The following is a 26,288-nucleotide window of genomic DNA, read 5'->3' as shown; positions in this document are numbered from 1 at the left end:
CTGTGAGGATTTCCGTTTTCTGTTAAGAGTATGCTCAGTAAACCAATGCCTGAAACAGCATTAAATAAATTTGGCCGATTCCCCTGCTAATTAATTGCAGAGCAAGCAAAGCTACGATAGGTGAAAAATCAATCATGCCGAATGGCGGAATGAACTTACGGAAAAACCCTAAATATGGTTCCGCTATTTTGGCTAACATCTGACCAAATTTCGTTTCTCTCGTTGACGGGACCCACGACATCAAAATATAAATGACTAACAGAATTGAAAAAATTTGCAGCGCGCCTGAAATCAATAAATAAGCGTTATTTAATAATGCGATCATAATTACTTGTACACCTCATTCAAAATTGTTCATCTTCCGTTTAACTGGAAGTTTTAAGCTGTGTAGCCTTCCTTCTTTACTGCTCGGATAAGAATTCTGTTATCTTGCCGGCTACTTCTACGTTGTCTGGTGCACATAGGAATATATCTGCTCCGATTCGCTGAATATCTCCGCCAAGCGCGTAAACTGTCCCACTCAAGAAATCGATGATGCGAAATCCCTGATCCCGTTCCACCTGCTGCAGATTAACCACAACGGAACGCCGGTTTTTCAGGTGTTCTGCAATGTCTTCCACTTCCGCATAAGACCGCGGCTCGAGTAAGATGACTTTCGATGACTTTTGGAGACTTTGTAAACTGATGACCGGAGCTTGCGCTGAAGTTTGCTGCTGGCCAGGCTGCACACGTGAATTGAATGCCCGTTTCTTTCCGCCTAGCTTCTTCATCTCTTTACGGGCAAGAGCGTGCTCCGCTTTTTTTGGTTTACTCTGTGGTTGAGGCTGATGAACAACTTCTTCTTCCGATACCCAAAACATCTTTTCTAATCGTTTTTTGAGGCTCATTCAATTTCCTCTCTTTCTGATCCGGCCAATGCTGTGCCGATACGTATATGGGTTGCTCCTTCTTCTATCGCAATTGCAAAATCATTGGACATGCCCATGGATAATTTCGTACATGGCGCATACGGCAGCTTCTTCGCTGCGATCCGGTCACGCAGTTCACGCAGCGACTGGAATACACCGCGAAGCACGGACTCGTCCTCTGTGTTCGGCGCCATCGTCATTAATCCAATCACATGAACATTCTCATAAACTGCCAGCTGCTCAAAGAATACATCCGCTTCTTCCGGCGTAATTCCCGATTTAGATTCCTCTCCTGAGACATTGACTTGTACAAAACAATCCAGCGGCCGGCTAGCCCGCTTGTTCACTTCTTTCGCAAGGCTCAGGCGATCGAGCGAATGAAGACAGTCAATCGTATCAATCAGGTCCTTCACTTTACGCGTCTGCAAGTTTCCAATGAAATGCCAATTTGCTGAATCTGTAATCGCTTCCTGCTTTTCAAGGAGCCCTTCCAGACGGTTTTCACCTAAGTCTTTTATGCCGATATCGAGCAGAGACTGCGCTCTGGAAGGTGACACCTGTTTGGTAACTGCAATAATCGTAATGTCTTCCGGATTGCGCTGAGACATTTCACATGCTGTATTTATTTGTTTTTGTATAGTTGCTAATCGTTGTTTTACTTGTTCCACAATATCACTACTTTTCATTGTCTTTGCTTCATTGTATCAAGCGGGGAATCATATATCAACGATAAGTCATTTATTCAGCGGTTTATTCTGGATCAGGATAATATCTTTTCCAATCGTCATGACGTCTTCATAACTGACTTTCTGCACACCTTTAGATTTGCCTTCAGAGAAGAACGAGCGCTCAAGTTCCCCTATATGAAGCTGTGCAATCCTGCCGTTTTTGATATCAATCGTCGCATCCTGAACAAACCCGAGAAACGATCCCTTTTTAAGTTCAATAACTTCTTTTTTCTGCAAGCTGGAAAAACGCATAGTTTCCCCTCCTTCTTTCATACTATGCATAGGCGGTTTTAATGAGAACGCAGAAAACTGTCTTCATAACCAATGAAAATGACGGGCTGGAGCAGTCAGAGACTTTGTTGGAACTAATCATTATTGATAAATCGAGTTTTTTTGTAAAGTTCAAGATGGGAATAGAAGTAAATAGCTTTATGAGCGCTTATGGAGCAAGTATGAGCGCTTGCACAGGGTCATTGAGCGCTTGACGGAAGTTATGAGCGGTCGCCGGCATGCATAGAGCGCTTGCGGGGATGTTATGATCGCTTACGGAGGATTTATGAGCGGCCGGGAGAATTTACAAATCAATGCACAGCCAAACACCACTCTAAAAGCGTTACAAGTGAAACGGAATGGAAGACGGCGACTCGGGGTGGATCAGCACGACAGGCGAGACAGCCAAAGGGAGCCCAGGCGACCTGGTTGGCACGGCGCGGGCCCTGCCGAACGCGTCCGTCTGGAACGCAGTGCAGCGGTGCCTTACCGTTTTCATTTCCATCCTCTTAGTAGTCAATGAGCGGATAACGGACCAGTATGAGCGCTTGCACAGCCCCATTGAGCGCCTGCTGAAAGTTATGAGCGGTCGCCGGCACGCATAGAGCGCTTGCGGGGCTGCTATGATCGCTTACGGAGGGTTTATGAGCGGCCGGGGGAATTTACAAATCAAAGAACAGCCAAACACCACGTAAAAAACTGCAACAAGAGGAACGCAGTGCAGCGGTGCTTTCAAGTCTCCCTAACACTCTCCATCAACAAAACAAAAACTGCCCTACCACTTTTACATGGAGGACAGTCTTAGTAAAGTCAATCGCTATTAACTATTTTTCTGCTCAATCCCAAGCCGAATCTGTTCCATCGCATGCTTCTCTATTCTTGAGATTTGTGCCTGTGATATCCCTAGCTCCTTGGCGATTTCAGTCTGCGTCTGACCGAGGTAAAATCGTTTAGAGACGATAAGCTGCTGGCGTTCATCCAGCTCGCCCATCTTATCCTTAATGGAAACATAGTTCATCCAGCGGTCTTCTGATACTCTCTGGTCATGCAGCTGATCCATCATATAGATCGGATCTCCGCCGTCACTGTTCATCGGCTCGTGCAGAGACATCGGATCTTGTATCGCATCAAGCGCAAAGAGAATATCTTCTTCCGGAATGCCTGTGATTTTCTCCAAATCAGAAATTCTGGGTTCGTGCTGATGTTCGTTAACATATTGTTCTTTTGCCCTGATGGCTTTATAGGCGATATCACGTAAAGATCTGGAAACACGGACAGCATGATGATCACGAAGATGCCGTTTGATTTCACCGATAATCATCGGCACGGCATATGTTGAAAACCGGACATTATGTTTTAGATCAAAATTGTCTATGGCTTTCAACAAACCAATACAACCAACCTGGAATAAATCGTCAGCCTGTTCCCCGCGATAGTTAAAGCGCTGAACAAGACTCAGTACGAGACGCAAATTCGCAAACACCAATTCATCTCTGGCAAATTCGTCGCCGCTTTGCAGCCGGATGAAAGTTTCCTTCATCACATCACTGGTCAATAATGGCAGCTCGGACGTATTGATTCCACAAATTTCAACCCTTGTACGTACCATTGGCTTTTCCTCCGCATTCTATAGGTGAGTGTAATGAGTAGTTTGTCCTCAACTCTTTAGAATATGCGGTTTCACGAATCGCCAATTTCTGCCGATATGTCCAGTTACGAAATCGGCTGATTCAGACGGTCACGAAGTTCTGATATAATTTTCTTTTCTAATCTTGAGATGTAAGATTGTGAAATACCGAGCAAATCAGCTACTTCTTTTTGCGTCATTTCATTTGTACCCATGAGACCGAATCGCTGCTCCATAATATAACGTTCTCTCTCATCCAAGTTCCGGATGGCCTCAATCATATATTGGCGCTCCATTTTTTTCTCTACATCGTCTGTAATAATATCTTCATCTGTACCCAGAATGTCTGACAGAAGCAGTTCATTGCCGTCTGCATCGGAGTTTAACGGCTCGTCGAATGAAATTTCTGAACGGATCCGGCTCGTTTTGCGCAAATGCATCAAGATTTCATTTTCGATACAGCGGGATGCGTATGTTGCCAGCTTAATATTCTTATCTGCTTTAAATGTTTCAATGGCTTTGATCAGTCCAATTGTACCGATGCTGATGAGATCTTCAATATTGGTATTCGTATTATCAAAACGTCTCGCAATATAGACCACAAGACGCAAATTCTTTTCGATCAGTGTATCACGTGCAGCAGGATCTCCATTCATTAGTGCCTGTATGGTTTTTGCTTCTGTCTCTTTATCAAGCGGCTTCGGGAGCGATTCATGTCCTCCGATATAAAATACGCCGCCTTTTTTCCTAAAAAAGCCAATAATGTAAGAAATCCATTTTTTCACTTCTGTTAACATGCAGCCGTTCTCCCTTCTTCTTTTAGTATTTCCATCGCACTCATTTGCAAAATGGCTGATGCGCCTTGCGGATACTGGCGCCGTTCTTTTGTCAGGACAGCATAGCCTGCAGGCAGTGCTTCTCCATTCACCAGCCAGCTGTCATACTTGATTCCGACTGCCCACGAAGCTCCTTGAACGGTTTGCAGTCGTATTAGCCGAAGACTTTTTTGATGGGGTGCAGGAAAACCGGCTAAGTCAGGGGTTTGATCAGGGCGCCATGCTTCCAAAGCAGAGGCAAAATCTTTAGGTAAATGTTCTTTTACTGCCTGATACCCAATAAAATGGACTGGATCTCCCGACAACGGTTCTATGCAATGATTGCCTGTGTCAATAAACACTTTCAGCGGAATAACCCTGCCCCACAGTGTTAATTCCGACTCATGTGTAAAACTCATTAACTTGCTCACCATTCGGGTATCAATCCATTTGTGCTTGACGATATATAACGAGAGATACGTCAGACCGATTGCAACAAATAAGAAATTTGGATTCGTGCTGATAGAGATTTGTGTGTAGACGAGAGTCAGCAATCCCCCTGCAAAGAACGCTGCAATTAGTACAGCAAGGACTGAACTCTTCCAGCTGCTGAACGTTTGTCCGAAAGCGATATACGTCATCCCTAAAAAAGTGAGAATCATCGCCGGCAGAGAATACGGGAACAATGTAATAAAGAAGGCACCAATAAATGCTGCGACCCATAACCTCCTTCTGCTTGTCTGATGATTTCCAACCTTATTTGTGAATGACAGGATGGCGTAGTTAAAGAGCATGTTGATTCCTATCATCAGTTCTCCATACATATGCCGGCCTCCTTACGAACAGATTAGCACGGCTGTCCTGAAAAACCTGTCAGGCTTTGGATGGTTTCCTATGAAAACTTCGACATTTTTTTGAGCATCCAAAAATAGAACACAATTATTGAGAAAACAAAAAAGCTTTCCGCTGAAGAATAAAATCTTCAGCGGAAAGCTTGGTTTTTCTATTATTTACGGCGTGTACGGTTGCGCAAGAACGTTGGAATATCCAATTGTTCTTCGTGCTGGTGCTGATTCGTTTGTGACTGTCTTGGCTCCGGCTGCTGCTCGTAGCGCGGCTGCTCTTCATATCTGCTTTGAGCAGGCGGCTGCTGCTGGGCAGGACGCTGCTGACGCACACCGCCGGTAACGCCCGGGCCTCTTTGTCTTGATGATGAAAGCAGCTCTTCGTTAAAGCCTGTTGCGATAACTGTGACAATGATCTCGTCTTTGAGATCATCATTGATCACAGAACCGAAAATCATATTGACGTTTTCATCTGACGCAGTGGCAACGATATCTGCTGCTTCCTGCACTTCAAACAAGCTCAGGTTAGAGCCGCCTGTAATATTCATCAGAACGCCTTTTGCTCCATCGATCGATGTTTCAAGCAATGGACTGGAAATAGCTTTTTTCGCAGCTTCTGCCGCACGGTTTTCTCCAGTGGACATACCGATACCCATCAATGCAGAACCTTTGTTGTACATAATTGTTTTCACATCGGCAAAGTCGAGGTTGATCAATCCAGGTACCGCGATCAAATCGGAGATACCTTGAACACCCTGACGTAATACGTTGTCTGCCTCTCTGAACGCTTCCAGCATTGGTGTGTTCTTGTCAACAATCTCCAGCAATTTGTCGTTTGGAATGACAATCAGCGTGTCGATTGCTTCTTTCATGCTGGCAATGCCGCCTGCCGCTGAAGTAGATCTCTTTCTTCCTTCAAACGTGAATGGGCGCGTAACAACCCCTACTGTCAATGCGCCGATATCTTTGGCGATTTGAGCGATTACCGGTGCTGCACCCGTACCCGTTCCGCCGCCCATCCCCGCTGTAACGAATACCATGTCCGCTCCGCGCAGTGCTTCTTCAATTTGTTCTTTACTTTCTTCTGCTGCTTTTTTGCCTACTTCAGGATTTGCCCCCGCACCGAGTCCTCTTGTAAGCTTTTCACCGATTTGCAGCTTTACTTCAGCCGATGATAACTGCAATGCCTGAGCGTCAGTGTTTACCGCAATAAACTCCACACCCTGCACTCCATGTTCGATCATACGGTTGACCGCATTATTTCCGCCGCCGCCCACTCCAATAACTTTAATTACTGCTAAAGAATCTATATTCGTCTCAAATTCAAGCATTGATTTTCCTCCTCTTAATTATCTGCAATTTCCATCTGTCAAGATTTTACTCAAAGAAATTGTCGAATACTTTTTTAGCGCGTTTCATGAAACCTTGACTTTTTTCTTTTTTCGGTTTAACCGGTTTAGCCGCAGGTTCAGCAACTTCATAAATGGAGTCATTTGCTTGAGGTGAACCGACTTGATCTTCTTCATATCCAAAGAATACATCTTCCATATACGCATAGCGAATCAAGCCAACCGCAGTAGAATACATCGGCTCACGAACACCTATATATTCAGGCGTGTACAGTCTGGCTCTGGTTTTGAAGACATCTCGGGCTAACTGCAGAATTCCGTCAAGTTTAGCCGTTCCTCCTGTAATGACGATTCCGCCCGGCAGGTCACGGATACCCGTTGCATACAAGTCTTCTAAAATTAATTCAAATAATTCTTCCAGACGTGAACCGATTACATCAGAAATATAGCGCTGGCTATACTGATCTTTCGCGTCTGATCCCACTACCGGCACTTCAAACAGCTCTTCGTCTGAAGCATCTTCATAATAGGCATGTCCATACTGATGTTTAATCATTCTTGCCTGTTCTGTCGGTGTTTTTAGTACAATCGATAAATCTTTTGTAATATGGTCGCCGCCTACAGGCAATACAGACGTACTGATCAAACGGTTTTCGGCAAATACAGATACCGTAGTGGACCCTCCGCCAATATCGATGAAAGCAGTTCCATGATACATTTCATCTTCAGATAATGCGAATGTACCTGCCGCCAGCGGCTGCAAATAAATTTCGCGAATTTGTAAACCGGCTTTTTCTACACATCGTAAAATGTTATGTAGTTGTGTTTTGGATGTCGTGATTAACGTTGCATCCATTTCCAATCTGACACCCATCATACCACGGGGATCAGTAATTTCATCATAATCATCTACAATGAACTGCTTAGGCACTAAATTGACGAATTCTCTTTCCGGCGGAACATTCATCACTTGCGATGATTTCATTACTCTTTCTAAATCGTCATCAGTAATTTCACGATTTTCGGAGTTCACAGCCACCACGCCTTTGACGTTTTGGAACTGGACGCCGTTCGCCGGGATGCCAAGAACTACTTCTTCAATTTTCAGGCCTGTCATTCGTTCAGCCTGTTCAATCGCTTTACGGATCGATTGTACAGTGGCATCAATATCAATAATTGTGCCTTTGCGGATTCCGGCTGATTGTACATTCCCCACGCCAATTACGTGCAGGGCATTTTGATCCATCTCACCAATTAAGACTTTAATTGTGGACGATCCTATATCTAGTGATACGTAATGATTTGATTTACTCAATTATTGACACCTCCTTAATGTAACTAGTAACTTCCATTCTATTGTATTATGACTGCTTTGTCTAAATATTTTCAACACCCTCTTCTAAAAAAATTTACTTTCAGGCATTTGTATTAGGATTTTTGTTTCTGGACGTCCATTTTGTCAGCAAGATTCTGCGGATGACAGCAATGTTTTGGAATAATCGTACACCAAACGTAAAGACAGCCGCCAAATATAAATCTACGCCTAAATGTACACCAAGGAAAGCAAGTCCCGCTGCCAAAAGCAAGTTAAAGAAAAATCCTGTGACGAAAATCTGGTCGTCGTATACTTGCTGCAGATAGGCTCTGATTCCACCAAATAGTGTATCAAATGCAGCGAGAATCGCAATAGTTAAATAATTATTATACACCTGCGGGATCTGTATATCCGAGAGCAAACCTAGTGAAATGCCAAGGAGGAGCCCAAGTAAGGGTAGCCACATATTGTCATTACTCCTTTGTTTGTTCTTTTAAAAATTGGTTTTCAAAACCGCCGGTCCAGCCCTCTAACGTAATACGGTCCGTTGGTTCACTAATTGACAAAACTAAGTCATCTAGATAGAATTCATCCTGGATTGTAGTTGTCAATAATAAATTATACAGCTTTTCACTGTCTTCCATCGTTGGAGAAACGACTTTTATGTTAAACGGCGGTGTGGAAACGATTTCTCCGCTGACAGTCAGATTGCCGTTGACGTCCCGGATCCAACTCAGTGTAGTGAAACGTTTGCCGTCAATTTCCAGCTCGTTCCCTTGGTGCTGATTGATCACATTAATAAACCAGGCCAGCAATTCAGATGAAACAGGTTCTATGTCATAACCGAACGCAATAGACTCTGGGGACGGGGCTACTTCGATTACAAATCCCGGTCCGGTAATTGGCATGAATCCAGCTTGTTTATACAGCTTGTCCAGTGTGTTTTGCAGCACTTCAGCTGCGTTTGCCTCAGGCGATGCAGTATAGGATGCAAGTGTTTGATCTATTTCCCTGATTTCTTCCAACAGTTCAGAGTGAATTTTCTTTTCATTGGACAATTCTTTACGGATCGCCCACAAATCTCGTGTATCACGTGTTGATGTGGTATTCATAGAATTATATTGTAACGCTAATACAAACCCTACTATACCGAGAATCAAAGTGAACTTCCAGTGTGTGTTCCGTTTCACTCTACCCCCCACAATCCATCATACTTCGTCACGAATCGCAGGCAGTTGAATTTCCTTCATTTCCTCTACTGTGACGACAATGTTATCCCTTTGCAATCCGTCAATGACACTGCCTTTCAGATGCAGTGCCGGTGACAGCACTTTCGGATCCCCAACTGCTTCTATAATAAAAGGTGCCGGAAAGGTTCTGCCATCAATCATAATAACAGGGCCTGTACATTTTATGTACGAATTCGAATTAATCCGCTGCCCATTGATGGTCATTCCTTGTGCACCTGCGATTTTCAATTCATTAATGACGCGCAAGACATGACTCTCATGAACGATATAATCATTTGGATTTTGAACCGATGGGTCATAATCCGCATCTTCAAGTGTCACTTTGACGCCTTCTCCCTCTGAAGGAACAAAGCCCAGCAATAATCGTAAATCACGTGCTTTTTCTACAAGAACCGCATGTTTTTTTTCTTTGTCGGAAAACTCCTGTTCGAAATCATGTACCCGTTTTTGTTTTTCAAGTAATTCGCCGGTCAATTCTTTATTGCGTTCCTGCTGCTCAATTAAATCTTCACGATATCGTTCTTCCTGAAGAAATATACTGGATTGTTCAGGATCCAGCACTTGTTGCTTACTGCCGATTGTCCGGTAAGAAAATGCAAGCATGAAGCCCAGTACTAGAAAGACGACAGAGAACACTAACTGCTTGCCTCGTTTTTCCCTAGTTTTCTTCAGTCCCTTGCCCACTTTCTCCCTCCTCTTTCCGTTCCATTTCGACAGGCGGCGCCTGTTCTTCATCAGTTTTTTCGTCTGTCTTTTCATCGGTCTTTTCGTCAATCTGAGGAATTTCGACTTTTACAGGCTCGGGCTCTTTATAATAATCCGAGTATTTTTTAAAATACACGCCAATCTCGATATCCAGCACACCTTTTTCATCTTTCGGCAATTGTGCGATAATATCCGGATAATAAGACATTTTTTCCGCAAAGCCTGAAATAACAGCGTGCACTTCATATCCATCGTTCATAAAAACATCTATTTTTTCCTGTCCTGCAAAATGAAGTTCTGACAGCAGCTCGAAAACGGAACTGTCCATCTTCTGAAGCTGGTCAATCATCCGTTCTGTTACATCCGCATCGGTAAACCCAGACAGAATTGGGGCATGTGAAAGGATTTCTGGATCACCAGTTTCGATGCGCTCCCCATTCTCCAGGAGCAGGTCATATCGCGTCTTATTTTCTATATAAGCAACCGGCTCCCATTCCGTTACGGTTATCGACACATCATGATAAAAATCCCTTTTGACGCTCACTTCCTTCACGCCAGGGATTTTCATTATGTTATTTTCAATGTCTTTTGTGCGGAATCCCCATAGCGACTGTCCTTTATATAATCCGCTCTGATCTATATATTCCTCACTGTCATGTAAAATAGTCTCATTAATTGATATATCCGACACATCGCTTAATGAGGATTGGAAATACAGCAAGGCCAGAAGAACAAGAACGAATATCACGACTAGAATCAGGAAGCTGATATTAGCTCTTCTTCTTCGCTTTTTACGCATCGAGGGAATTCGGTCTTCAATATCAATTATTTTATCCATATCCTGTTCTCCCTTCATCCTGCCCTTTTATTCGCAGAGTAGTGCAGGATTGTTCCGACAGCCAGCCACGTGGTTAACAGCGAAGATCCCCCGTAACTGATAAAAGGCAGCGTCACTCCTGTTACAGGCAGCAAACCTGATACGACTCCCATATTTAAAAATGTTTGAAAAGTAATCATGGACACCATACCGGTGACTATTAAAAATGAGTTCCAGTTACCGAGACGAATCGCGATACCAAATGCCGAAGCAAATAACAGAATGAACAGCACGACGATGGATGCCGCACCTATAAATCCGATTTCTTCTGCAATGATGGAAAATATAAAATCGTTTTGCGGTTCGGGCAAGTACAGGAACTTTTGCCGGCTGTTGCCGAAGCCATGTCCGAATAATCCTCCGGGGGCAATGGCAAACAACGACTGGATACTTTGAAAACCCGTACCGAGCGGGTCATTCCACGGGTCAATATAGGACTTGATCCGATCCAGGCGATACGGTGCAGCCAAGATGAGCCCGATAAAAGCAGCAACTCCGGATACGATAAGAAATATAAAGAATGACAGCGGATAACCTGCCAGAAACAGGATGACAAAAGCAGAAACAATCATGATGACGGCTGATCCCAGGTCAGGCTGCATCATAATCAACGCCGCCGGCAGCAAGATGAGTGCAAAATGCTGCCATTGCCATGACTTTCCTTTGTGTTTCTTCATACTGCTTGCCAATTTCCCAAGTAACGCGACTTTTACAAACTCGGCGGGCTGCAAACTGACCGGACCGAGTGTGATCCAGCTTTGGGAACCGTTACGCACCGCCCCGATGCCAGGAATCAAAACTGCCACGAGCATCACAATGGAAGCGATGTAGCAATACGTCCAAAACTTCGGATGTGAAGTTAATGGACTCTTCACCAGCACGTAAGCGACACTTAATGAAATAATCATGTAAATGCCTTGCTTGACGATGAAGGGGGAGGAATCCTGGTAATGCACTTCCCCCCAATACGATCCTGCCGATTGCACAAATACCAACCCGATCAGCGACAAAAGTAAAGCGGCTGTCAAAAAGACTATACGGTAGGTTCTTTCCAGCGTTCGCATCCTTTCTCAAATTAATCAGCTGTCTGTTCATTTTACTTTCCCGCTGTTGCAGCGAAGTTATAATTTCATTACTGCATCAATAAATTGATCTCCGCGGATTTCAAAACTTGGATACTGATCCCAGCTGGCGCAGCTTGGCGATAATAAAATGACATCGTCCTCACTGCTGAATCTATATGCCTTTTCAACTGCTTCCTGCATAGTCGAAGCACGCGCGGTATCAGTCACACCGCATGACACCGCAAACTCCGCAAAACGATCAGCGGTCTCCCCTATCGCCACAACAGCGCGGACATTTTGCATGAACGGCCGCAGCTCTTCAAATGAATGATTCCGGTCAAGTCCTCCAGCTATCAATACGATCGGAGTCTTAAATGATGACAATGCACTTTTCGTTGCCAGAGTATTAGTCGCTTTGGAATCATTATATATGGTGCGGCCTTTTACTTCGCGCACGAATTGCATACGGTGGCGTACGCCTGTAAATGAATTTAAAACATTTTCAATTGCCGTTTTTTCACAGCCAGATAAGATGGCCGCGGCAGTTGCCGCTACAATATTTTCCAAATTATGGCGTCCTGGCAATTTGATTTTCCTGATTTCAATGAACGGTTCGCCTAACCAGTAAATCCATTCATCATCGGCTGAAATCCCTTCCGCATTTTTCCCTTGAACAGAGAACGGAACTTTACGGGATTCGAATAACCCGACTGCCTCACTGATAAGCTTTTGATCTGCATTATAAATCAAGTACTCTTGTGACGTTTGATTGCGCGCCACCTGCAATTTTGCATGTAAATATTCTTCCAGTGAACCATGATAATCCAAGTGTGCTTCGTATAAATTCAAAAACACTGCAATTCTGGGAGTAAACCGTTCCGTCCCTGCTAATTGAAACGAGGAGGCTTCCAGAACCATCACTTCATCGGGTTTGGCTTTTTCCGCCACGGTGCATGAAACTGTTCCGATATTACCGGCAATCAGCGGCTTTTTCTTCGCCATATTGAGCATATGATAAAGCAATGTGGTTGTAGTCGTTTTTCCATTAGAGCCCGTTATGGCAATAATCGGCGCTTCACTCAGCAGACCTGCCAACTCCACTTCTGTCCAAATGGCAAGACGCTGTTCCACCGCTTTCGCGATCAGCGGATTAGTATACGGGATCCCCGGATTTTTTACGATCAAGTCAAAATTTCGCTCCAGTAAATCTGCCGGATGGCCGCCGCCGATCACTTCTATCCCCTGCGCCTGGAGCTCCATAGCTTCTTCGTTGCCTTCTGCCGGTCTGGAATCATTGACGACAACTTCTGCTCCGAGCCGATGAAGCAAACCTGCTGCCGCCACCCCGCTCTTTGCCAGGCCGACCACAAGTACTCGTTTCCCTGCGAATTGTTCTGCATTCTTCATTTACATGACCTCCAAAAAGACCGGTACAAGGGCAGCAAGCAGTGCTACTCCCCAGAACACAATCACTACTTTCCATTCAGACCAGCCCGATAATTCAAAATGGTGATGAATGGGACTCATTTTAAAGACACGTTTTCCAGTCATTTTGAAACTAATGACTTGAATGATTACAGAAAGCGTCTCTACCACAAAGACAATCCCGATAATCAGCAGCAGCAACTCCTGCTTGATCAGCACGGACAGCATGGCGAGCGCACCACCAAGCGCAAGCGAGCCGGTGTCGCCCATGAATACTTTTGCAGGCTTAATATTGAATAATAAAAACCCGAGCATGGCACCCGCCACTACAAAAGCGAATAGTGCAATATCATTTTGTTCATACGCTAATGCAAAGACGCCGAATGCCGAGAATGCGATGGTTGAAGTTCCTCCAACCAGACCATCCAGGCCATCTGTCAAGTTGACTGCGTTGGAAAATCCTACAAGCCAAAAGACTAAAAAAGCCACATAAAATACGCCAAGGTCTATCCCGAGATCCGTGAAAGGGATCGTTACAGTTGTTTCGAATGGTCCCAGTTTCAGTAAGAAAAAGGCGATGATCGCTATGATAATCTGTCCGATTAATTTCTGAAGTGATGTTAATCCTAAGTTGCGTTTCGCTACGATGATGATAAAGTCATCCAGGAATCCGATACATCCGAAACCAATTAGCACAATCAATAACACGATCGTATGAGTAGTCAATGTGTCGTTTATGTAAGATAAGGTAAGTGTTGAAATCAATATGGAAATAAGGAAGATGAGCCCGCCCATAGTAGGCGTGCCCGCTTTTTTCATATGCGCTTGCGGACCCTCTTCCCGTATGCTTTGACCAAATTTCAACCTTCTAAGTAATGGGATGATGATCACCCCGACAATCGCTGAAACAAAAAACGCAACAGCGATTATCGTGACTGTGGTGCCGAGTGTCATATTAAGTTCTCCTTCTACTATCTATTGCGTGTCAATAAGGCACTGCTTATTCTGTATACAGATGAATGGTATCTTCCACGGTCATCAATGTATGAGGCGCCGGCAACTGACGCACTACCTTCTTGCCTTTGCCGTGCCATTTGACCTTGAATGAGTAATTTTGGGACAGCAGTTCCTTTTCAGTCATTCCGAGTAAGTCCGGCGAGCGGAATGTGATGGCATCTCCCCACCGATACTCTTTCTCTAGCTGTTCTTTCCTTCTCTCGATATGAGCTATTGGTGCCACTTCTTCAATTATCCGTCCGACAATCGGAGCTGCTATGACACCCCCGAATTGAATCGAGTTCTTCGGGCTGTCTACTGCTACATATACCAGTAATTCAGGATCATCCGCGGGAGCAAAACCAATGAACGAAACAATGTAGTCGCCATCACTGTAACGGCCATCCACTACTTTTTGCGCTGTTCCAGTTTTCCCTCCAATGCGAAGTCCATCTGCGAACGCATTGCGGCCCGATCCATTTGCGACTACCGATTCAAGCGCATGACGAACTTTCGCTGATGTCTCTTCACTGATTACTTGTCTTTTCAATTCCGGTTCAAATTCTTGAATCGTCTTGCCTTCTGAGTCCCTTATTGATTTGACGATATACGGTTTAAAGAGTTTCCCGCCATTTATGGCTGCAGCTACCGCCTGAACTTGCTGGATCGGCGTTACTGATATCCCTTGGCCGAATGAAGTCGTTGCCTGCTCAACCGGACCAAAAGCTTCTTTTGAGAACAGGATACCTTTCGCCTCGCCGGCAATGCCGGATTCTGTCGAAACGCCAAAGCCGAATGACCGAATATAGCGGTCTAGCCTTTCGCTTCCAAGCCGCTGCCCCATCGTAATGAAACCGGGGTTACAAGAATTCTCTACGACTTCAAGAAACGTCTGATCTTTATGCCCTTCCCGCTTCCAGCATCGCAATCGGGCATTCGCTACCATCGTATAACCGGGATCATAGAAGCCTTCATTTTCCAGATCAATGACATCTTCTTCTAGACTTGCCGCCAGCGTGACAATTTTAAATGTAGAGCCCGGCTCGTATGTCATCCAAACCGGTAAGTTCCGGTTATAAATAGTGGAATCAGCCGATTGGTAGTCTTTCGGATCAAAGCCCGGTACAGATGCCAACGACAGTAACTCCCCTGTCTTTGGATTCATAATAATTGCCAGTGCCTGTGTCGCATCATACTTCTCCATTGCCTGAATGAGCTCACGTTCAACAATTTGCTGCATTTTCAAATCAATTGTCAGTTCGAGAGAGGATCCTTCTTTTCCGTGTTCAAAGCTGTCTTCAACATGAGGCAAGGCAATGCCCTTAGCATCAGTGAACAGCCGCACTTTGTCCCCTGTCCCATTCAGAATCTCGTCATAAGCATATTCAATGCCTGCGAGTCCTTTGCCGTCATAGCCGGTAAATCCAATCAAACGAGCCAACAGGTCATTATATGGATAATGGCGGACAAAATCTACTCCAACGTACAATCCAGCAATTTGCAGTTTGGTAATTTCATCCGCCTGCTCTTTCGTGATGTTTTTTCCTTCAGGAGCCAGTTTCACCATATAATCTTTTTTCTTCAGTTTTTCTTCCAATACAGCAGGTTCTGTCCGCAGGATTTTTGCAATCGCAGGGATGTCATCTGAAATATCAGGATTTTGGGCGGGCATAAAATATAGCGTAGGAGCCAGCTCATTGCCGACAATCAGCTGCCCATTACGATCTGTAATATTCCCGCGCATGGCGCCGAAAGGGATTTCACGGTCCCAGTTTTCTTCGGCTTTTTCTTTCAGCCACTCGTGTTTAATTATCTGCACATGAAATAGTTTGCCGATCACGAGAAGTAAACAGATGAGGAACAAGACAAACGCTGCACGTAAACGCTTTTTTGACTGCATATCGATAAATGACCGCAATGATTCACTACCTTTTTTTCTATTAAGGTATGCCGTGAATTTGCGCACTATACATTAGCCGCCCATGATTTGTTCCTCTTCGCCCTCTTCTTTATTCTCTTTATTCTTCTTTTTATTAAACTGTTGTTCCGGGGTCCGCAGCTCGACTACGACAGGGTCTTCCTTATTCACAGAAGTACCCTCTGTAACGCTCTGACCGACAACATACCCTTCACCATTTATCCGAATGTCCAGCTTAGACAGATTCGTAAATGACAGCACCATTTTTTTGGACCATCCCGTCATATCCGGGAATGTCGTGTCCCCTTCTGTCTTCAGAAGGATGATGGAATCCTCCGTCAATTTAGTCTTGGCTTTAGGTATTTGTTTCGATACTTTGCCGCCCTCCCCTATCAATACCGTTTGGAAACCGTCTTCAGCTGCCAGTTCCGCAGCCTTCTCTGCTTCTTCGCCTTCATAATCCCCTACTTTTTTCACAGGAATTACTTGCTCGTCATCCGGGGCGATATTCAAGTATTTTAGACTGTTTTCCATAATAGGGTTGAATACTTTTGAAACCGGATCTGAACCAAGCTCCCCGCCCTTTAGTTTGGGTTGCTGCACGGTGACATAAATCAAAAGCTGCGGATCGTCGATGGGCGCCATGCCAAGGAAGGAATACAGATAGTTTCCGTATCCGGACATATAGCCTTTTCCTTCTTTTTTCGGAATTTCGGCTGTTCCTGTTTTACCGCCTACTGCATAATTCTCCAAATGATATTTTTGCGCCGTTCCGTTTTCTGAAGTAACGGTAGATGCAAGAATTTCGCGCACCTGTTTAGCAGTTTCTGCTGAAATTGGTTTGCCGCTTTCTTCCGGCTCATGATTCTCGAGAACTTCTTCGGTATTCGGATCAATGATTTGATCAATCACATACGGTTTCATCATGACACCGTCATTCGCGATAGCGGAAGCTGCCTGAATCATTTGCAAAGGAGTGACCGTAGACCCTTGTCCATAGGAAGTCGTCAATCGTTCAGCCGGATAGTTATCAAGCACGACACCGGAAGCTTCGTTCGGCAAATCAATACCGGTGCGTTTGCCAAAGCCAAATTTATGAATGTATTCGATAAATTTCTGATCTCCGATTCTCTCCAGCAGGTAGGCCATGCCGACGTTAGATGAACGCTGCAGCCCTTCAAGGAAAGTAATTGTTCCCCAGCCGTCCACGTTGACATCCCGGATGATCCGATCATAAATTTGATAAGAGCCCGATTTGAAATAGTCATCCGGTGCCCACTTGCCCTCTTCGACCGCCGTGGCCAACGTGAACATCTTCATCGGCGAACCTGGCTCAATTGTCTGTTCCACCGCATCGTTCAACCAGTTTTCCGTCAAACCTTCTCTCGTCATTGGATTGAATGTAGGCCGCTGACTCATTGCCAGGATTTCACCGGTTTTCGGATTCGTTACGAGTACCAGCATTTTTTTCGGCGAGTACTCTTTCTCCACCTTATCCATTGCTTCCTCAACGAAATTACTGATCGTCTTATCCAGTGTCAGCTTGATCGTCTGACCATCCTTTGGTTCTTCTATTTGTTTACTGGCAGTCGGCAGTAAATATCCCCAGCCGTCAGCCTGATAGTTCACTTTGCCGTCCACTCCGGTCAATTGCTTGTTATACGTCTTCTCCAGTCCCATTTTTCCTGTAGTAACGGTGTTTCTGTCTGCCGTTTCCTCTTTTTGTGCAAAGCCTACTAAGTAGGAGGCAAAGCGGCCGTTAGGATAGAAGCGCTTTTTCCCCTCTACAAACAAAATACCCGATAAGCCTTTTCTATCGAGTTCTTCCTTCATCTTCAGCACCGTTTCCCGGTTAAGGTCCTTGCCTGCACGACCAAATTCAATTTGCCATGTGCCTTCCCTGGCATTTTTCATTTTGTCATATATTTCACGTTCGGTTAGCGGCAAATATTTGGCCAGTACTTTGGCCGTTTCCTTATAGTCAATTACGTGATACTTTTTTTTGCTGTTTTTGCTTGCTGCTTCATTTAGCACCGCAACTACATGATAGCTCAACGTATCCGATGCAATGGGTTCATCATTTCGATCCACTATAGCACCGCGGTTCGCCTGAAGAACTGCATGTTTTTCATACTGGTTAGCGGCTATTTTCGCAAGTTCTCTGCCATCCACCTGACCGGTCATCTGAATAAACAAGATTCTGCCGAATAATATGAAAAAGAGCCCTCCGAATACTACAAACATTAGAAAGGCTCCCCATTGAAAGCGAAACTGCTTCATCGTCCCGGTACGACCTTTACGTTACTTTCGTTAAGGTTCAGACCACTCTCTTGTGCTTTTTTCCAAATGCGTTCATATGTGGATTTATCACTCACTTGGATGGACAATTCAGTATTTTGTTTTACCGCATCTTCTATTTCCAAATTCATCAATTGCACTTCTTTATTCACAGCGTTTATATCTGAATGCGTCTGTAAAAGCATAGAAGTAGATCCAATTGTAAATGCTGCAAATAAAGTGAACAATATTTTTTCACCTTTAGAAAAACGTTTTTTTACTCGGCGGACAACCTGGGGCTGATTAATTTCAGTTTGTTGTTCTGTCTCCGGTGTCTGTGGCATATTCAGGTTCCGTTGTTCTAGTCCCATGCTCTATTCCCCTTTTCTATTTTTTCTCTATAATTCGTAATTTCGCTGATCTTGCGCGTTTGTTCAGTTCTATTTCTTCATCTGAAGGTATGATCGGCTTTCGTGTAATAAGCTGGAATTCCGGCTCCATTCCTTCAGGTATGACAGGCAAATTTGGCGGCAGCTCCGGTATAGATGCTGCTTCTTTGAATATAGTCTTACATAAGCGGTCTTCAAGTGAATGGAATGTAATGACGCTGATTCGGCCTTCTTTGCGCAATAATATGAGCGCATCTGTCAAAGATTTCTCAGCTGCTCCGAGTTCATCATTCACCGCGATACGTATTGCCTGGAAAACCCGTTTAGCCGGGTGGCCGCCCGTTCTTCTGGCTGCTGCAGGTATACCCGTCTTAATGAGTTCCACAAGCTCTCCAGTTGTGCGGATTGGCTCAATCCCCCGTGCTTCTTCAATTTTACGGGCAATTTGTTTTGAAAATTTCTCCTCGCCGTAACGGAAGAAAATTCTGACCAGATCGGCATAAGACCATTCATTAACTACTTCATAAGCTGTCAGCGGCGCAGAAGTATCCATACGCATGTCCAGCGGCGCATCGTGATGGTAACTGAACCCTCGTTCGGGCGTATCAAGCTGCGGAGAAGAAACCCCCAAGTCATATAAAATTCCGTCCACTTCAGAAATCCCCAATTTTGCCAATTCATTTTTTACGTCTTTAAAGTTCGCATGAACAAATTTTACTTGTGCTGTATAGTTCTCTAATTTTTTTTGAGCTGCTTCAATAGCTGTTATGTCTTGATCGAAGCAGATAAGTTGTCCTTCCGGTGAGAGAAGTTTAACGATTTCTTCACTGTGTCCTGCTCCGCCAAGCGTGCAGTCAACATAAATACCATTTTGTTTTACATGCAAGCCATCAACTGCTTCTTGCAGTAATACGGTTGTGTGATTAAACATGATTATCCCGCCCGCTTTCAAAAGTCAAAATCAATAAGGTTTTCTGCAATGTCATTAAAGGACTCTTCAGATTCTTCGTAGTATGCTTCCCAAAGTTCTGCTGACCAGATCTCGATCCGGCTTGACACACCGATGATCATACAGTCTTTTTCGATCTTCGCAAATTCTCGTAAATTTGCCGGGATATTGACTCTTCCCTGCTTATCGAGACTTGCCTCGCTCGCGCCCGAAAAGAAGAAACGGGTGAATGCACGGGCATCTTTTTTAGTGACCGGCAACGCTTTCAACTTTTCTTCAAGTTTTTGCCATTCGTCCAGCGGGTAACCGAATAAGCAATTGTCCAGTCCACGGGTTAAAATAAAGCCGTCAGCTAATAGTTCCCGAAACTTCGATGGAACGATCAGACGACCTTTTATATCGATTGAATGCTGATACTCACCCATGAACATAGAATTCACCCCACTGTATGAAATAATGTACCACATCCCCCCACTTTCCTCCACCCACTAGGCTGTTTTTCTTCGCATAATTTTTAAAATGTGTCAATAGTACTTCTTTCTGATTTGTTTTCCTCCCCGTCTCCCGAAAAACCCACTATTTTCGCCATTTTCTTGGTTTTTTATCAACAAAGAAAATTCTGATGGAAGGAAAGTATTACTAAATGGGCCCGGCTAATTTAGCCAAAGAAAATGCTGAAAAGCGAACATATCCTCGCCTTCACTTTTACATCAGCCCATATGCATTTTGAGACAGAAAAAACCCGTCATTCACAGAACGAATGACGGGCATTACGTTTATAAATAAACCAGCTGATGTGATCCATCAAATGTATAAGGCTGTTTCAGTAATTCGTCTATCAAGCCTTGGCCGAACTGGTTCATATAGAAATACGGCGAATAGAGCCGTTCCTGCAGAGACCCTTCCGGAAACAGTTGTTCTGAAATAAGGTGAAAGCGGCCAAATTGAACATGATGTTTCAGCAATGTCGACTGTTCTTTTTTCTTTTTCAAATAATCAAACTGACCTTTATGGAACTGCAAGTTTTTATCCAACAGCTGCAGCAGAGCCGGATCTGTTGTTTCCAGATGGCTATGCAACTGTTCATACTGCGCTTCCAGCTGATTCTTTGTTTCATCCAACAGCTGATCAAATCGCTCATCGCGCAGCTGCTCGAGCCACAACTCCTGGTGTGACGGCAGCTGGTGATCCAGCACTCGATCTATCGTGATGCCCGTCAGTTTCAGCGCTTCCTGGACCTGTCTGTTGACCAGTGTGATGGATAATCTCGGTACGATGACCGGCATGCGGATGCCTAGTATATGGAATGCGCCTTTTAATAATGACCAATAGGCGATTTCTCCGGGGCCGCCAACAAAAGCTAATACCGGAAAGACCAGATCCTGCATGATGGGCCTCGTTGCCACGTTATTGCTGAGCAGCCACGGTTTGTTCTTTGCCAGCTCATGCATTTCTCCCTCGCTGAAAGATATCCCGGCCTGTTCATTAACAAATTTATGATCTTTTCTTCGCAGCAGCACTCTTCCTGTATCATGAACATAGAAAAGATTGGCATCCTGCTCTTCCGATTCAATTGGTTTTGCGTACCCCATGGTTTGCAGCTGCTGCTCTGTGGAATAAACACTCTCCGCCATCGCCTCCGCATTTTCTATCATTTGAGAGAAATATGGAGATTCTAATTCACGCAGCGGTTTACATGCGGCATCTATGAACAGCAGGCCGTGGGCGGAAAATAATCTATTCATCAAAGATGTAAAGAAGCCCGTGTACGTTCGCTGCTGCTGCACAGTCTGGAGAACGTCTTGCAGTAAGCTTTGCGTATACGCTGTTTCACCGTAGCTTTTGAAGATCTTTTTGATATAGGCTGTCATTTCTTTTTGATCATAAACGGTATCCGAAGCCATCGTCTTTAAAATGGCCGGCTGCTTGAACTGCCTCTTCACAGCTTTGCCCGACTGCGGAGTATATGTATGATTAATTTCGTTAATATCATGATCTTCTCCGGCAATCCAAAAAACAGGAACTACCGGTCTTTCAAGCACCGCCCGCTGTTGCTTTGCCAATAAAATTACGGAAACTGCTTTATGAACAGAGTAGAGAGGACCCGTCAGCACACCAGCCTGCTGACCTCCAATGACGACCAGCGCATCTTCCGCGAGCTCCTGTATATGTTTTGCCGCGAGTTCAGAAATTCCAAACGGTTTCATGTATTCCTTAACGACAGAAGCCAGCCGAGTTCTTTGGAAAGAACGTTCATCTAACTCCTGTACTCGTTCTTTATATCCTTTTTCCGTTACTTCATTGTCAAAAAATCTATGGAAAAACTGCGGATCATGACGGTACGATTCCATCAATTTATTCTTTTTCGGCAACTCCAATGTCTCCAAGTCCATGTCACAAACTCCTTTATGTCAAATACTACCGCAAGTATAGCACCCCATGCATACAGGTTGAATTGATGTGCTTACAGGGAGGCCGTTATTTGACGTACTGGACGATCTGTATAACGATTCCCAAAATGAACAGCAGAATATAAGCCGCGGTCAGCAGCAGAAAAAATGCTCTCCACGTTCTGCGTAATACCCAAAACGTCCGGAATTCTTTTTCTGATGAGCGCTCTTTGACTGCAAAGCCGATAGCAATCAGACATAACACTCCGATGATAAGGACAGGCAGCCAAACATCCCAAATCGCGCGAATCAATATTAATACAGTTATTGCCATGAACGGCGTCGTCCAGTCGACAGCCCAGCCAATTCTTTTTTTCTTCGGTAATCCAATTTTTTTCGCAATAATGAGTAATACAACTAAAATAATAAAAGGAAACAATAATAATGTACCCAATATATTCGTTAACATCCGCCACATTCACTCCTGTTTATTCCCAGCAGCATGCTTTCAAGCACATGCAAAAAAGGGGCGCTGCCGCCTTTTTGTTCAATCCTTTGCAATACTGCCGTCAAAATTGTATCAATTTCCATAGTGCATCCTTTCAATCTATCCGTCAGCATGGAAGATTGATTGTCTGCAGTTTTGCGGCACACACCCGCAATATCTTCGTAACTCAGCAAACCTTCAGCTTCAGGGAAGTTACTGAGCAACTCCTCGCATAGTTGATTAAATAACTGATGAAAATGAGGGTTATCCAGCAATTGCCCATTTTTCACCTGCAAAATCGCTGTCAGCGGATTAATCGCACAATTAATCAGCACTTTGCGAAGAAGCAGAAGTTCCGGATTTTCCTGCGTGCGTACCGGAAAATTTACCGGATCCATGTCGCGCATCCAGCGAATCACTGGCGCAATGTTTTCGTTTTCCGCAATCGTTATCGGACCTACACCGTTATGCCGGACTGTTCTGTCATCCAATCTTCCCGCCCCATGTTCCACCGTCGCAAAAGATACATAACCAAGCGGATACTCCTCAACCATAGACAGATGCCCAATACCGTTTTGTATAAACAGTAAATCCGGCTGTACAGGCAATTCGCTGATTTCAGACAGCATTTTCTGCAATGCATCATATTTTACTGCAATGATCCACAGCGCATCTGTCGGCAGCTCTTCAATATGTATGGTAGCTTGCACATCATATGTATGTTCTTCCCTGTCTCTAACCAAGCCTTTCCGTAAGCATTCCGCCTGTTCCTCACGCCGGACCCAGAATGTTACATTTGCTTTATGCTGGGCTAAATAGGAGCCGATTAACAAACCGATCGACCCCGCACCCGCCACTACAAACTGCATAGCTTTCCTCCTTAAAAAAAGAGACCCGTAAAGGCGTCTCTTTGGTTATTTCTATTATACAGGATAGACCGGATGTTTTCTCGAAGAATTCGCAACTTTTTTTGTTTCATAATAGGCTAAGCGTTCAACGAGAACAGAACGTAAATCACGAGGTGCCACCACTTCGTCTATAATGAGTTCTGATGCCATTTTGTAGATGTCAATTTCCTCTTTATACTCCTGCTGTTTTTCTTTAATAAATGCAATTTTCTCTTTCGGGTCTGTAATTGCTTCAATTTTATTGGAGTATACGGCATTTACAGCTGCTTCAGGCCCCATCACCGCAATTTGCGCTGTCGGCAGCGCGATGCATACATCCGGCTCAAATGCAGGACCGGCCATAGCATACAGCCCCGCACCGTACGCTTTACGGACAATAACAGAAATCTTCGGCACCGTCGCGGAACTCATTGCCATAATCAATTTTGCCCCGTGACGGATAATGCCCTGACGCTCAACTTTTGTTCCGATCATAAAGCCCGGAACATCCGCCAGGAACAGCAGCGGGATGGAAAAAGCATCACATAATGTGATAAATTTTGTTACCTTATCGGCTGAATCCACAAACAGCACGCCGCCCTTTACTTTCGGCTGATTAGCAATGATTCCGACAGGCCTGCCGTCAATTCGCGCAAGCGTTGTGATGACCTCAGCCGCGAACAGTTTTTTGATTTCAAACAGGCTGTTTTCATCCACGAGCTGATCAATTGCTTCATACATATCAAAAGGCGCATTTTGATTTTCGGGAATAATTTCTTCCAATGAACGCCCCGCTTTGACCTCGCTGGCTTCCGCCCGTCTGACAGGCGCTTCAAAATTGGCAGGGAAGTACGAAAGATATCTGCGCGCTTCGATAATAGCCTGCTCTTCGTTTTCAGCCAGGACATCACCGCATCCGCTCACTGAACAATGCATACGGGCACCGCCCATTTCTTCGAGTGTCACTTTCTCCCCAATGACTTTCTCCGCCATACGCGGCGAACCTAAATACATCGACGCATTACCTTCCACCATGATCACGACGTCACAGAAAGCGGGAATATACGCACCGCCTGCCGCGGAAGGCCCAAACAGCAGACAAACTTGCGGAATAACCCCGGACAATCGTACCTGATTGTGAAAAATCCGTCCTGCTCCGCGGCGGTTCGGAAACATATCCAGCTGATCCGTTATACGGGCACCAGCTGAATCCACTAAATACAGTAACGGCACATTCAGTTTCTCCGCCGTTTCTTGAATACGTATAATTTTTTCTACTGTTCTGGCGCCCCAGGACCCCGCCTTTACCGTAGAGTCATTAGCCATGACACAGACTGTCTGACCGTCAATTTTCCCCGTAGCGGTCACAACTCCGTCAGCAGGCAGATCATTCGCTTCACAGTTTGCGAACTTTCCGTCTTCCGCATACTTTCCTTCATCAAACAGCAGCCGCAATCGTTCTCTGACGAACAGTTTGCCTTGTTCCTCCAACTTCTCATGATATTTTTCAGCGCCGCCTCCAGATATGCGGGTACTGATTTTTTGCAGTTTTTCATTATAAGCTGTCTTTGCTGATTCATTTGCCAAGGAACTTCCCGCCTTCCCTTACGATTGAATTGTGACCAACACGTCTTCTTCGTCTACAAAATCACCTTCAGCACCGTGGATTTTACTGACTGTCCCGTCCATTTCCGCTTCCAACGGAATTTCCATTTTCATAGATTCCAAAATAATGACGACTTGTCCTTTTGTCACAGCGTCTCCTTCTTTTACTTCAATCGAAAAAATTGTACCTGCCATGGATGCTTTTACTTCTTGCATACAATCACTCCCCGTAGTCTATTTGCGTACAGTTGATGCAACGAACTTCTTACAATAAGTGTATCGCATCTATGAAACCGTTTACAAGCAGAAACTAAGCAATCCCGACAGTATATGTCTGCCGGGGGAGGAACTTTACTTACTTTTTGTTAAGAATCGCTGAACCGCTTCGTGGTGGGCATCGCTTTCCCACAGCACTGAACAGACGCGGGCTTCTTCCTGCATCGCCAGCTTCAGATCACCGGACTTCCACTTTCTTACGGCAATGTTTTTATAGGCACGGTGTACATTTCTGTGCACTTTCAGCTTCGGCGCTAAAAATTGATCGAGTGCTGTCTGCACATCCCCTTCAAACACTTCAGTAGCCCATCCAAGCTGCTCCAGCTGTTCTGCCGAATGAACGCTCGCTCTGCTCGTAAACTGCAGCATGCGGTCATGAGGGCCATTCTTCTCGAACAGCAGCGATGCGCCTCCCCAGCCAGACGTTATAGCTAATGTTCCCTGAATAAATCCTGCTTTGGCATGTGAAGCGACAAGACGGTAATCACAGGCTGTTGCCAGTTCACAGCCGCCGCCGACAGCCGCCCCGTTGACCAGCGCAATCGTCGGCATCGGCAATGTCGCGATACGGTATAAAATATTCGCTCCTCTGCTTAGCATAGGCCACGCATCATCCGCTGTCTGAAAACCATGAAAATCCCCAAGATCTCCTCCTGAACAAAATGCCAGTCCACCTTCCCCTGTGATGACAGCAAACGAAACTTCAGGATCATCCTCTATTTGATCTAAAAATAATTCAAGTCCTTCCATAACATCATAATTCACTGCATTACGCATGTCCGGACGGTTAATTGTAAAATACGCAATTGACTGACTGATTTCTATCGTGTAAGACATATGACTTCCCCCTTTTTTTATCTAGCATACCATTTTTACACAAAACAAAAAAGACTGCCTTGAGCCATGGTCTCAAGACAGTCTTCCATTCGTTGCGCT

27 protein-coding genes are annotated in these 26,288 nt (G+C 44.8%); all 27 read right to left on the bottom strand.

What is annotated here, in order from left to right; genetic code table 11:
* Positions 1-34: 34 nt before the first annotated feature.
* The 27 genes from SporoP37_RS14235 to SporoP37_RS14095 all read right to left on the bottom strand — a co-directional run bounded on the left by SporoP37_RS14235 (position 35) and on the right by SporoP37_RS14095 (position 26,189).
* Positions 35-325, bottom strand: a complete 291-nt coding sequence (locus SporoP37_RS14235; protein ID WP_081244296.1) for a YggT family protein — start codon at positions 323-325, stop codon at positions 35-37.
* 76 nt (positions 326-401) lie between these two features.
* Positions 402-887: a cell division protein SepF gene (locus tag SporoP37_RS14230; protein ID WP_081244295.1), complete on the bottom strand. Its 486-nt coding sequence runs from the start codon at positions 885-887 to the stop codon at positions 402-404.
* On the bottom strand, positions 884-1,594 hold the full coding sequence (locus tag SporoP37_RS14225; protein ID WP_081244294.1) for a YggS family pyridoxal phosphate-dependent enzyme: 711 nt from the start codon (positions 1,592-1,594) through the stop codon (positions 884-886). Before SporoP37_RS14225 ends, SporoP37_RS14230 begins: the two co-directional genes overlap by 4 nt.
* A gap of 48 nt (positions 1,595-1,642) precedes the next feature.
* On the bottom strand, positions 1,643-1,888 hold the full coding sequence (locus SporoP37_RS14220) for a PRC-barrel domain-containing protein (protein ID WP_158233583.1): 246 nt from the start codon (positions 1,886-1,888) through the stop codon (positions 1,643-1,645).
* An 838-nt stretch (positions 1,889-2,726) separates the two neighbouring features.
* Complete coding sequence (gene sigG, locus SporoP37_RS14205) at positions 2,727-3,515, bottom strand: RNA polymerase sporulation sigma factor SigG (RefSeq protein ID WP_081244290.1); 789 nt, start codon at positions 3,513-3,515, stop codon at positions 2,727-2,729.
* A gap of 104 nt (positions 3,516-3,619) precedes the next feature.
* Entirely contained in the window at positions 3,620-4,330 is a 711-nt protein-coding gene (sigE, locus tag SporoP37_RS14200; RefSeq protein ID WP_085431298.1) for an RNA polymerase sporulation sigma factor SigE, read from the bottom strand.
* Positions 4,324-5,172 (bottom strand): sigma-E processing peptidase SpoIIGA, encoded by an 849-nt coding sequence (locus SporoP37_RS14195; protein ID WP_085431297.1) that lies wholly within the window; start codon positions 5,170-5,172, stop codon positions 4,324-4,326. The genes sigE and SporoP37_RS14195 overlap by 7 nt, the downstream gene beginning before the upstream one ends.
* Positions 5,173-5,354: 182 nt before the next feature.
* Positions 5,355-6,524, bottom strand: coding sequence for a cell division protein FtsZ (ftsZ, locus tag SporoP37_RS14190; RefSeq protein WP_081244287.1), 1,170 nt, complete (start codon positions 6,522-6,524; stop codon positions 5,355-5,357).
* Positions 6,525-6,570: 46 nt separating this feature from the next.
* Positions 6,571-7,857: a cell division protein FtsA gene (gene ftsA / locus SporoP37_RS14185; protein ID WP_081244286.1), complete on the bottom strand. Its 1,287-nt coding sequence runs from the start codon at positions 7,855-7,857 to the stop codon at positions 6,571-6,573.
* 100 nt (positions 7,858-7,957) lie between these two features.
* Complete coding sequence (locus SporoP37_RS14180; protein ID WP_081244285.1) at positions 7,958-8,323, bottom strand: small basic family protein; 366 nt, start codon at positions 8,321-8,323, stop codon at positions 7,958-7,960.
* Positions 8,324-8,330: 7 nt separating this feature from the next.
* The gene (locus tag SporoP37_RS14175; RefSeq protein ID WP_158233584.1) at positions 8,331-8,969 is read right to left on the bottom strand and encodes a DUF881 domain-containing protein; all 639 of its coding nucleotides are present in this window, start codon (positions 8,967-8,969) and stop codon (positions 8,331-8,333) included.
* A 96-nt stretch (positions 8,970-9,065) separates the two neighbouring features.
* Entirely contained in the window at positions 9,066-9,791 is a 726-nt protein-coding gene (locus SporoP37_RS14170; protein ID WP_231293258.1) for a DUF881 domain-containing protein, read from the bottom strand.
* A complete protein-coding gene (locus SporoP37_RS14165) occupies positions 9,766-10,650 on the bottom strand; it encodes a cell division protein FtsQ/DivIB (protein WP_158233585.1) in 885 nt (294 codons plus the stop codon). Before SporoP37_RS14165 ends, SporoP37_RS14170 begins: the two co-directional genes overlap by 26 nt.
* 14 nt (positions 10,651-10,664) lie before the next feature.
* The gene (gene ftsW / locus SporoP37_RS14160) at positions 10,665-11,753 is read right to left on the bottom strand and encodes a putative lipid II flippase FtsW (RefSeq protein ID WP_081244281.1); all 1,089 of its coding nucleotides are present in this window, start codon (positions 11,751-11,753) and stop codon (positions 10,665-10,667) included.
* A 57-nt stretch (positions 11,754-11,810) separates the two neighbouring features.
* Positions 11,811-13,160, bottom strand: coding sequence for a UDP-N-acetylmuramoyl-L-alanine--D-glutamate ligase (murD, locus tag SporoP37_RS14155; protein WP_085431296.1), 1,350 nt, complete (start codon positions 13,158-13,160; stop codon positions 11,811-11,813).
* Entirely contained in the window at positions 13,161-14,132 is a 972-nt protein-coding gene (mraY, locus tag SporoP37_RS14150; RefSeq protein ID WP_085431295.1) for a phospho-N-acetylmuramoyl-pentapeptide-transferase, read from the bottom strand.
* Positions 14,133-14,178: 46 nt separating this feature from the next.
* The gene (locus SporoP37_RS14145) at positions 14,179-16,074 is read right to left on the bottom strand and encodes a penicillin-binding transpeptidase domain-containing protein (RefSeq protein ID WP_085431818.1); all 1,896 of its coding nucleotides are present in this window, start codon (positions 16,072-16,074) and stop codon (positions 14,179-14,181) included.
* Positions 16,075-16,146: 72 nt separating this feature from the next.
* Positions 16,147-18,336 (bottom strand): penicillin-binding transpeptidase domain-containing protein, encoded by a 2,190-nt coding sequence (locus SporoP37_RS14140; protein WP_231293257.1) that lies wholly within the window; start codon positions 18,334-18,336, stop codon positions 16,147-16,149.
* Between the two features lie 32 nt (positions 18,337-18,368).
* A complete protein-coding gene (gene ftsL / locus SporoP37_RS14135; RefSeq protein ID WP_081244277.1) occupies positions 18,369-18,740 on the bottom strand; it encodes a cell division protein FtsL in 372 nt (123 codons plus the stop codon).
* Between the two features lie 16 nt (positions 18,741-18,756).
* Positions 18,757-19,689: a 16S rRNA (cytosine(1402)-N(4))-methyltransferase RsmH gene (rsmH, locus tag SporoP37_RS14130; protein WP_085431294.1), complete on the bottom strand. Its 933-nt coding sequence runs from the start codon at positions 19,687-19,689 to the stop codon at positions 18,757-18,759.
* A gap of 17 nt (positions 19,690-19,706) precedes the next feature.
* The gene (gene mraZ / locus SporoP37_RS14125) at positions 19,707-20,138 is read right to left on the bottom strand and encodes a division/cell wall cluster transcriptional repressor MraZ (RefSeq protein ID WP_081244875.1); all 432 of its coding nucleotides are present in this window, start codon (positions 20,136-20,138) and stop codon (positions 19,707-19,709) included.
* A gap of 345 nt (positions 20,139-20,483) precedes the next feature.
* A complete protein-coding gene (gene bshC / locus SporoP37_RS14120) occupies positions 20,484-22,100 on the bottom strand; it encodes a bacillithiol biosynthesis cysteine-adding enzyme BshC (RefSeq protein ID WP_081244275.1) in 1,617 nt (538 codons plus the stop codon).
* Positions 22,101-22,185: 85 nt separating this feature from the next.
* Positions 22,186-22,566 carry a DUF3397 family protein gene (locus tag SporoP37_RS14115; RefSeq protein WP_158233586.1) on the bottom strand — a complete coding sequence of 127 codons (381 nt, stop codon included), beginning with the start codon at positions 22,564-22,566 and terminating at the stop codon, positions 22,186-22,188.
* Entirely contained in the window at positions 22,560-23,453 is an 894-nt protein-coding gene (locus tag SporoP37_RS14110) for a ketopantoate reductase family protein (RefSeq protein ID WP_085431293.1), read from the bottom strand. The genes SporoP37_RS14115 and SporoP37_RS14110 overlap by 7 nt, the downstream gene beginning before the upstream one ends.
* Before the next feature lie 54 nt (positions 23,454-23,507).
* The gene (locus tag SporoP37_RS14105) at positions 23,508-25,058 is read right to left on the bottom strand and encodes an acyl-CoA carboxylase subunit beta (RefSeq protein ID WP_085431292.1); all 1,551 of its coding nucleotides are present in this window, start codon (positions 25,056-25,058) and stop codon (positions 23,508-23,510) included.
* 18 nt (positions 25,059-25,076) lie between these two features.
* The gene (locus tag SporoP37_RS14100) at positions 25,077-25,292 is read right to left on the bottom strand and encodes an acetyl-CoA carboxylase biotin carboxyl carrier protein subunit (RefSeq protein WP_081244271.1); all 216 of its coding nucleotides are present in this window, start codon (positions 25,290-25,292) and stop codon (positions 25,077-25,079) included.
* A gap of 135 nt (positions 25,293-25,427) precedes the next feature.
* A complete protein-coding gene (locus SporoP37_RS14095; protein ID WP_085431291.1) occupies positions 25,428-26,189 on the bottom strand; it encodes an enoyl-CoA hydratase/isomerase family protein in 762 nt (253 codons plus the stop codon).
* Between the last annotated feature and the right edge of the window lie 99 nt (positions 26,190-26,288).

The sequence above is a fragment of the Sporosarcina sp. P37 genome (assembly GCF_002109365.1).
GTDB lineage: Bacteria > Bacillota > Bacilli > Bacillales_A > Planococcaceae > Sporosarcina.
The sequence above is the reverse complement of the archived record's forward strand: the minus strand, read 5'-3'. Positions and strand labels throughout refer to the sequence as shown.

Bases quoted from the DNA above. Each gene is read 5' to 3' on its own strand.
- SporoP37_RS14235 (WP_081244296.1), bottom strand. From the start codon at position 325: ATGATCGCATTATTAAATAACGCTTATTTATTGATTTCAGGCGCGCTG.
- SporoP37_RS14230 (WP_081244295.1), bottom strand. From the start codon at position 887: ATGAGCCTCAAAAAACGATTAGAAAAGATGTTTTGGGTATCGGAAGAA.
- SporoP37_RS14225 (WP_081244294.1), bottom strand. From the start codon at position 1,594: ATGAAAAGTAGTGATATTGTGGAACAAGTAAAACAACGATTAGCAACT.
- SporoP37_RS14220 (WP_158233583.1), bottom strand. From the start codon at position 1,888: ATGCGTTTTTCCAGCTTGCAGAAAAAAGAAGTTATTGAACTTAAAAAG.
- sigG (WP_081244290.1), bottom strand. From the start codon at position 3,515: ATGGTACGTACAAGGGTTGAAATTTGTGGAATCAATACGTCCGAGCTG.
- sigE (WP_085431298.1), bottom strand. From the start codon at position 4,330: ATGTTAACAGAAGTGAAAAAATGGATTTCTTACATTATTGGCTTTTTT.
- SporoP37_RS14195 (WP_085431297.1), bottom strand. From the start codon at position 5,172: ATGTATGGAGAACTGATGATAGGAATCAACATGCTCTTTAACTACGCC.
- ftsZ (WP_081244287.1), bottom strand. From the start codon at position 6,524: ATGCTTGAATTTGAGACGAATATAGATTCTTTAGCAGTAATTAAAGTT.
- SporoP37_RS14180 (WP_081244285.1), bottom strand. From the start codon at position 8,323: ATGTGGCTACCCTTACTTGGGCTCCTCCTTGGCATTTCACTAGGTTTG.
- SporoP37_RS14175 (WP_158233584.1), bottom strand. From the start codon at position 8,969: ATGAATACCACATCAACACGTGATACACGAGATTTGTGGGCGATCCGT.
- SporoP37_RS14165 (WP_158233585.1), bottom strand. From the start codon at position 10,650: ATGGATAAAATAATTGATATTGAAGACCGAATTCCCTCGATGCGTAAA.
- ftsW (WP_081244281.1), bottom strand. From the start codon at position 11,753: ATGCGAACGCTGGAAAGAACCTACCGTATAGTCTTTTTGACAGCCGCT.
- murD (WP_085431296.1), bottom strand. From the start codon at position 13,160: ATGAAGAATGCAGAACAATTCGCAGGGAAACGAGTACTTGTGGTCGGC.
- mraY (WP_085431295.1), bottom strand. From the start codon at position 14,132: ATGACACTCGGCACCACAGTCACGATAATCGCTGTTGCGTTTTTTGTT.
- SporoP37_RS14145 (WP_085431818.1), bottom strand. From the start codon at position 16,074: ATGCAGTCAAAAAAGCGTTTACGTGCAGCGTTTGTCTTGTTCCTCATC.
- SporoP37_RS14140 (WP_231293257.1), bottom strand. From the start codon at position 18,336: ATGTTTGTAGTATTCGGAGGGCTCTTTTTCATATTATTCGGCAGAATC.
- ftsL (WP_081244277.1), bottom strand. From the start codon at position 18,740: ATGGGACTAGAACAACGGAACCTGAATATGCCACAGACACCGGAGACA.
- rsmH (WP_085431294.1), bottom strand. From the start codon at position 19,689: ATGTTTAATCACACAACCGTATTACTGCAAGAAGCAGTTGATGGCTTG.
- mraZ (WP_081244875.1), bottom strand. From the start codon at position 20,138: ATGTTCATGGGTGAGTATCAGCATTCAATCGATATAAAAGGTCGTCTG.
- bshC (WP_081244275.1), bottom strand. From the start codon at position 22,100: ATGGACTTGGAGACATTGGAGTTGCCGAAAAAGAATAAATTGATGGAA.
- SporoP37_RS14115 (WP_158233586.1), bottom strand. From the start codon at position 22,566: ATGTTAACGAATATATTGGGTACATTATTATTGTTTCCTTTTATTATT.
- SporoP37_RS14110 (WP_085431293.1), bottom strand. From the start codon at position 23,453: ATGCAGTTTGTAGTGGCGGGTGCGGGGTCGATCGGTTTGTTAATCGGC.
- SporoP37_RS14100 (WP_081244271.1), bottom strand. From the start codon at position 25,292: ATGCAAGAAGTAAAAGCATCCATGGCAGGTACAATTTTTTCGATTGAA.
- SporoP37_RS14095 (WP_085431291.1), bottom strand. From the start codon at position 26,189: ATGTCTTACACGATAGAAATCAGTCAGTCAATTGCGTATTTTACAATT.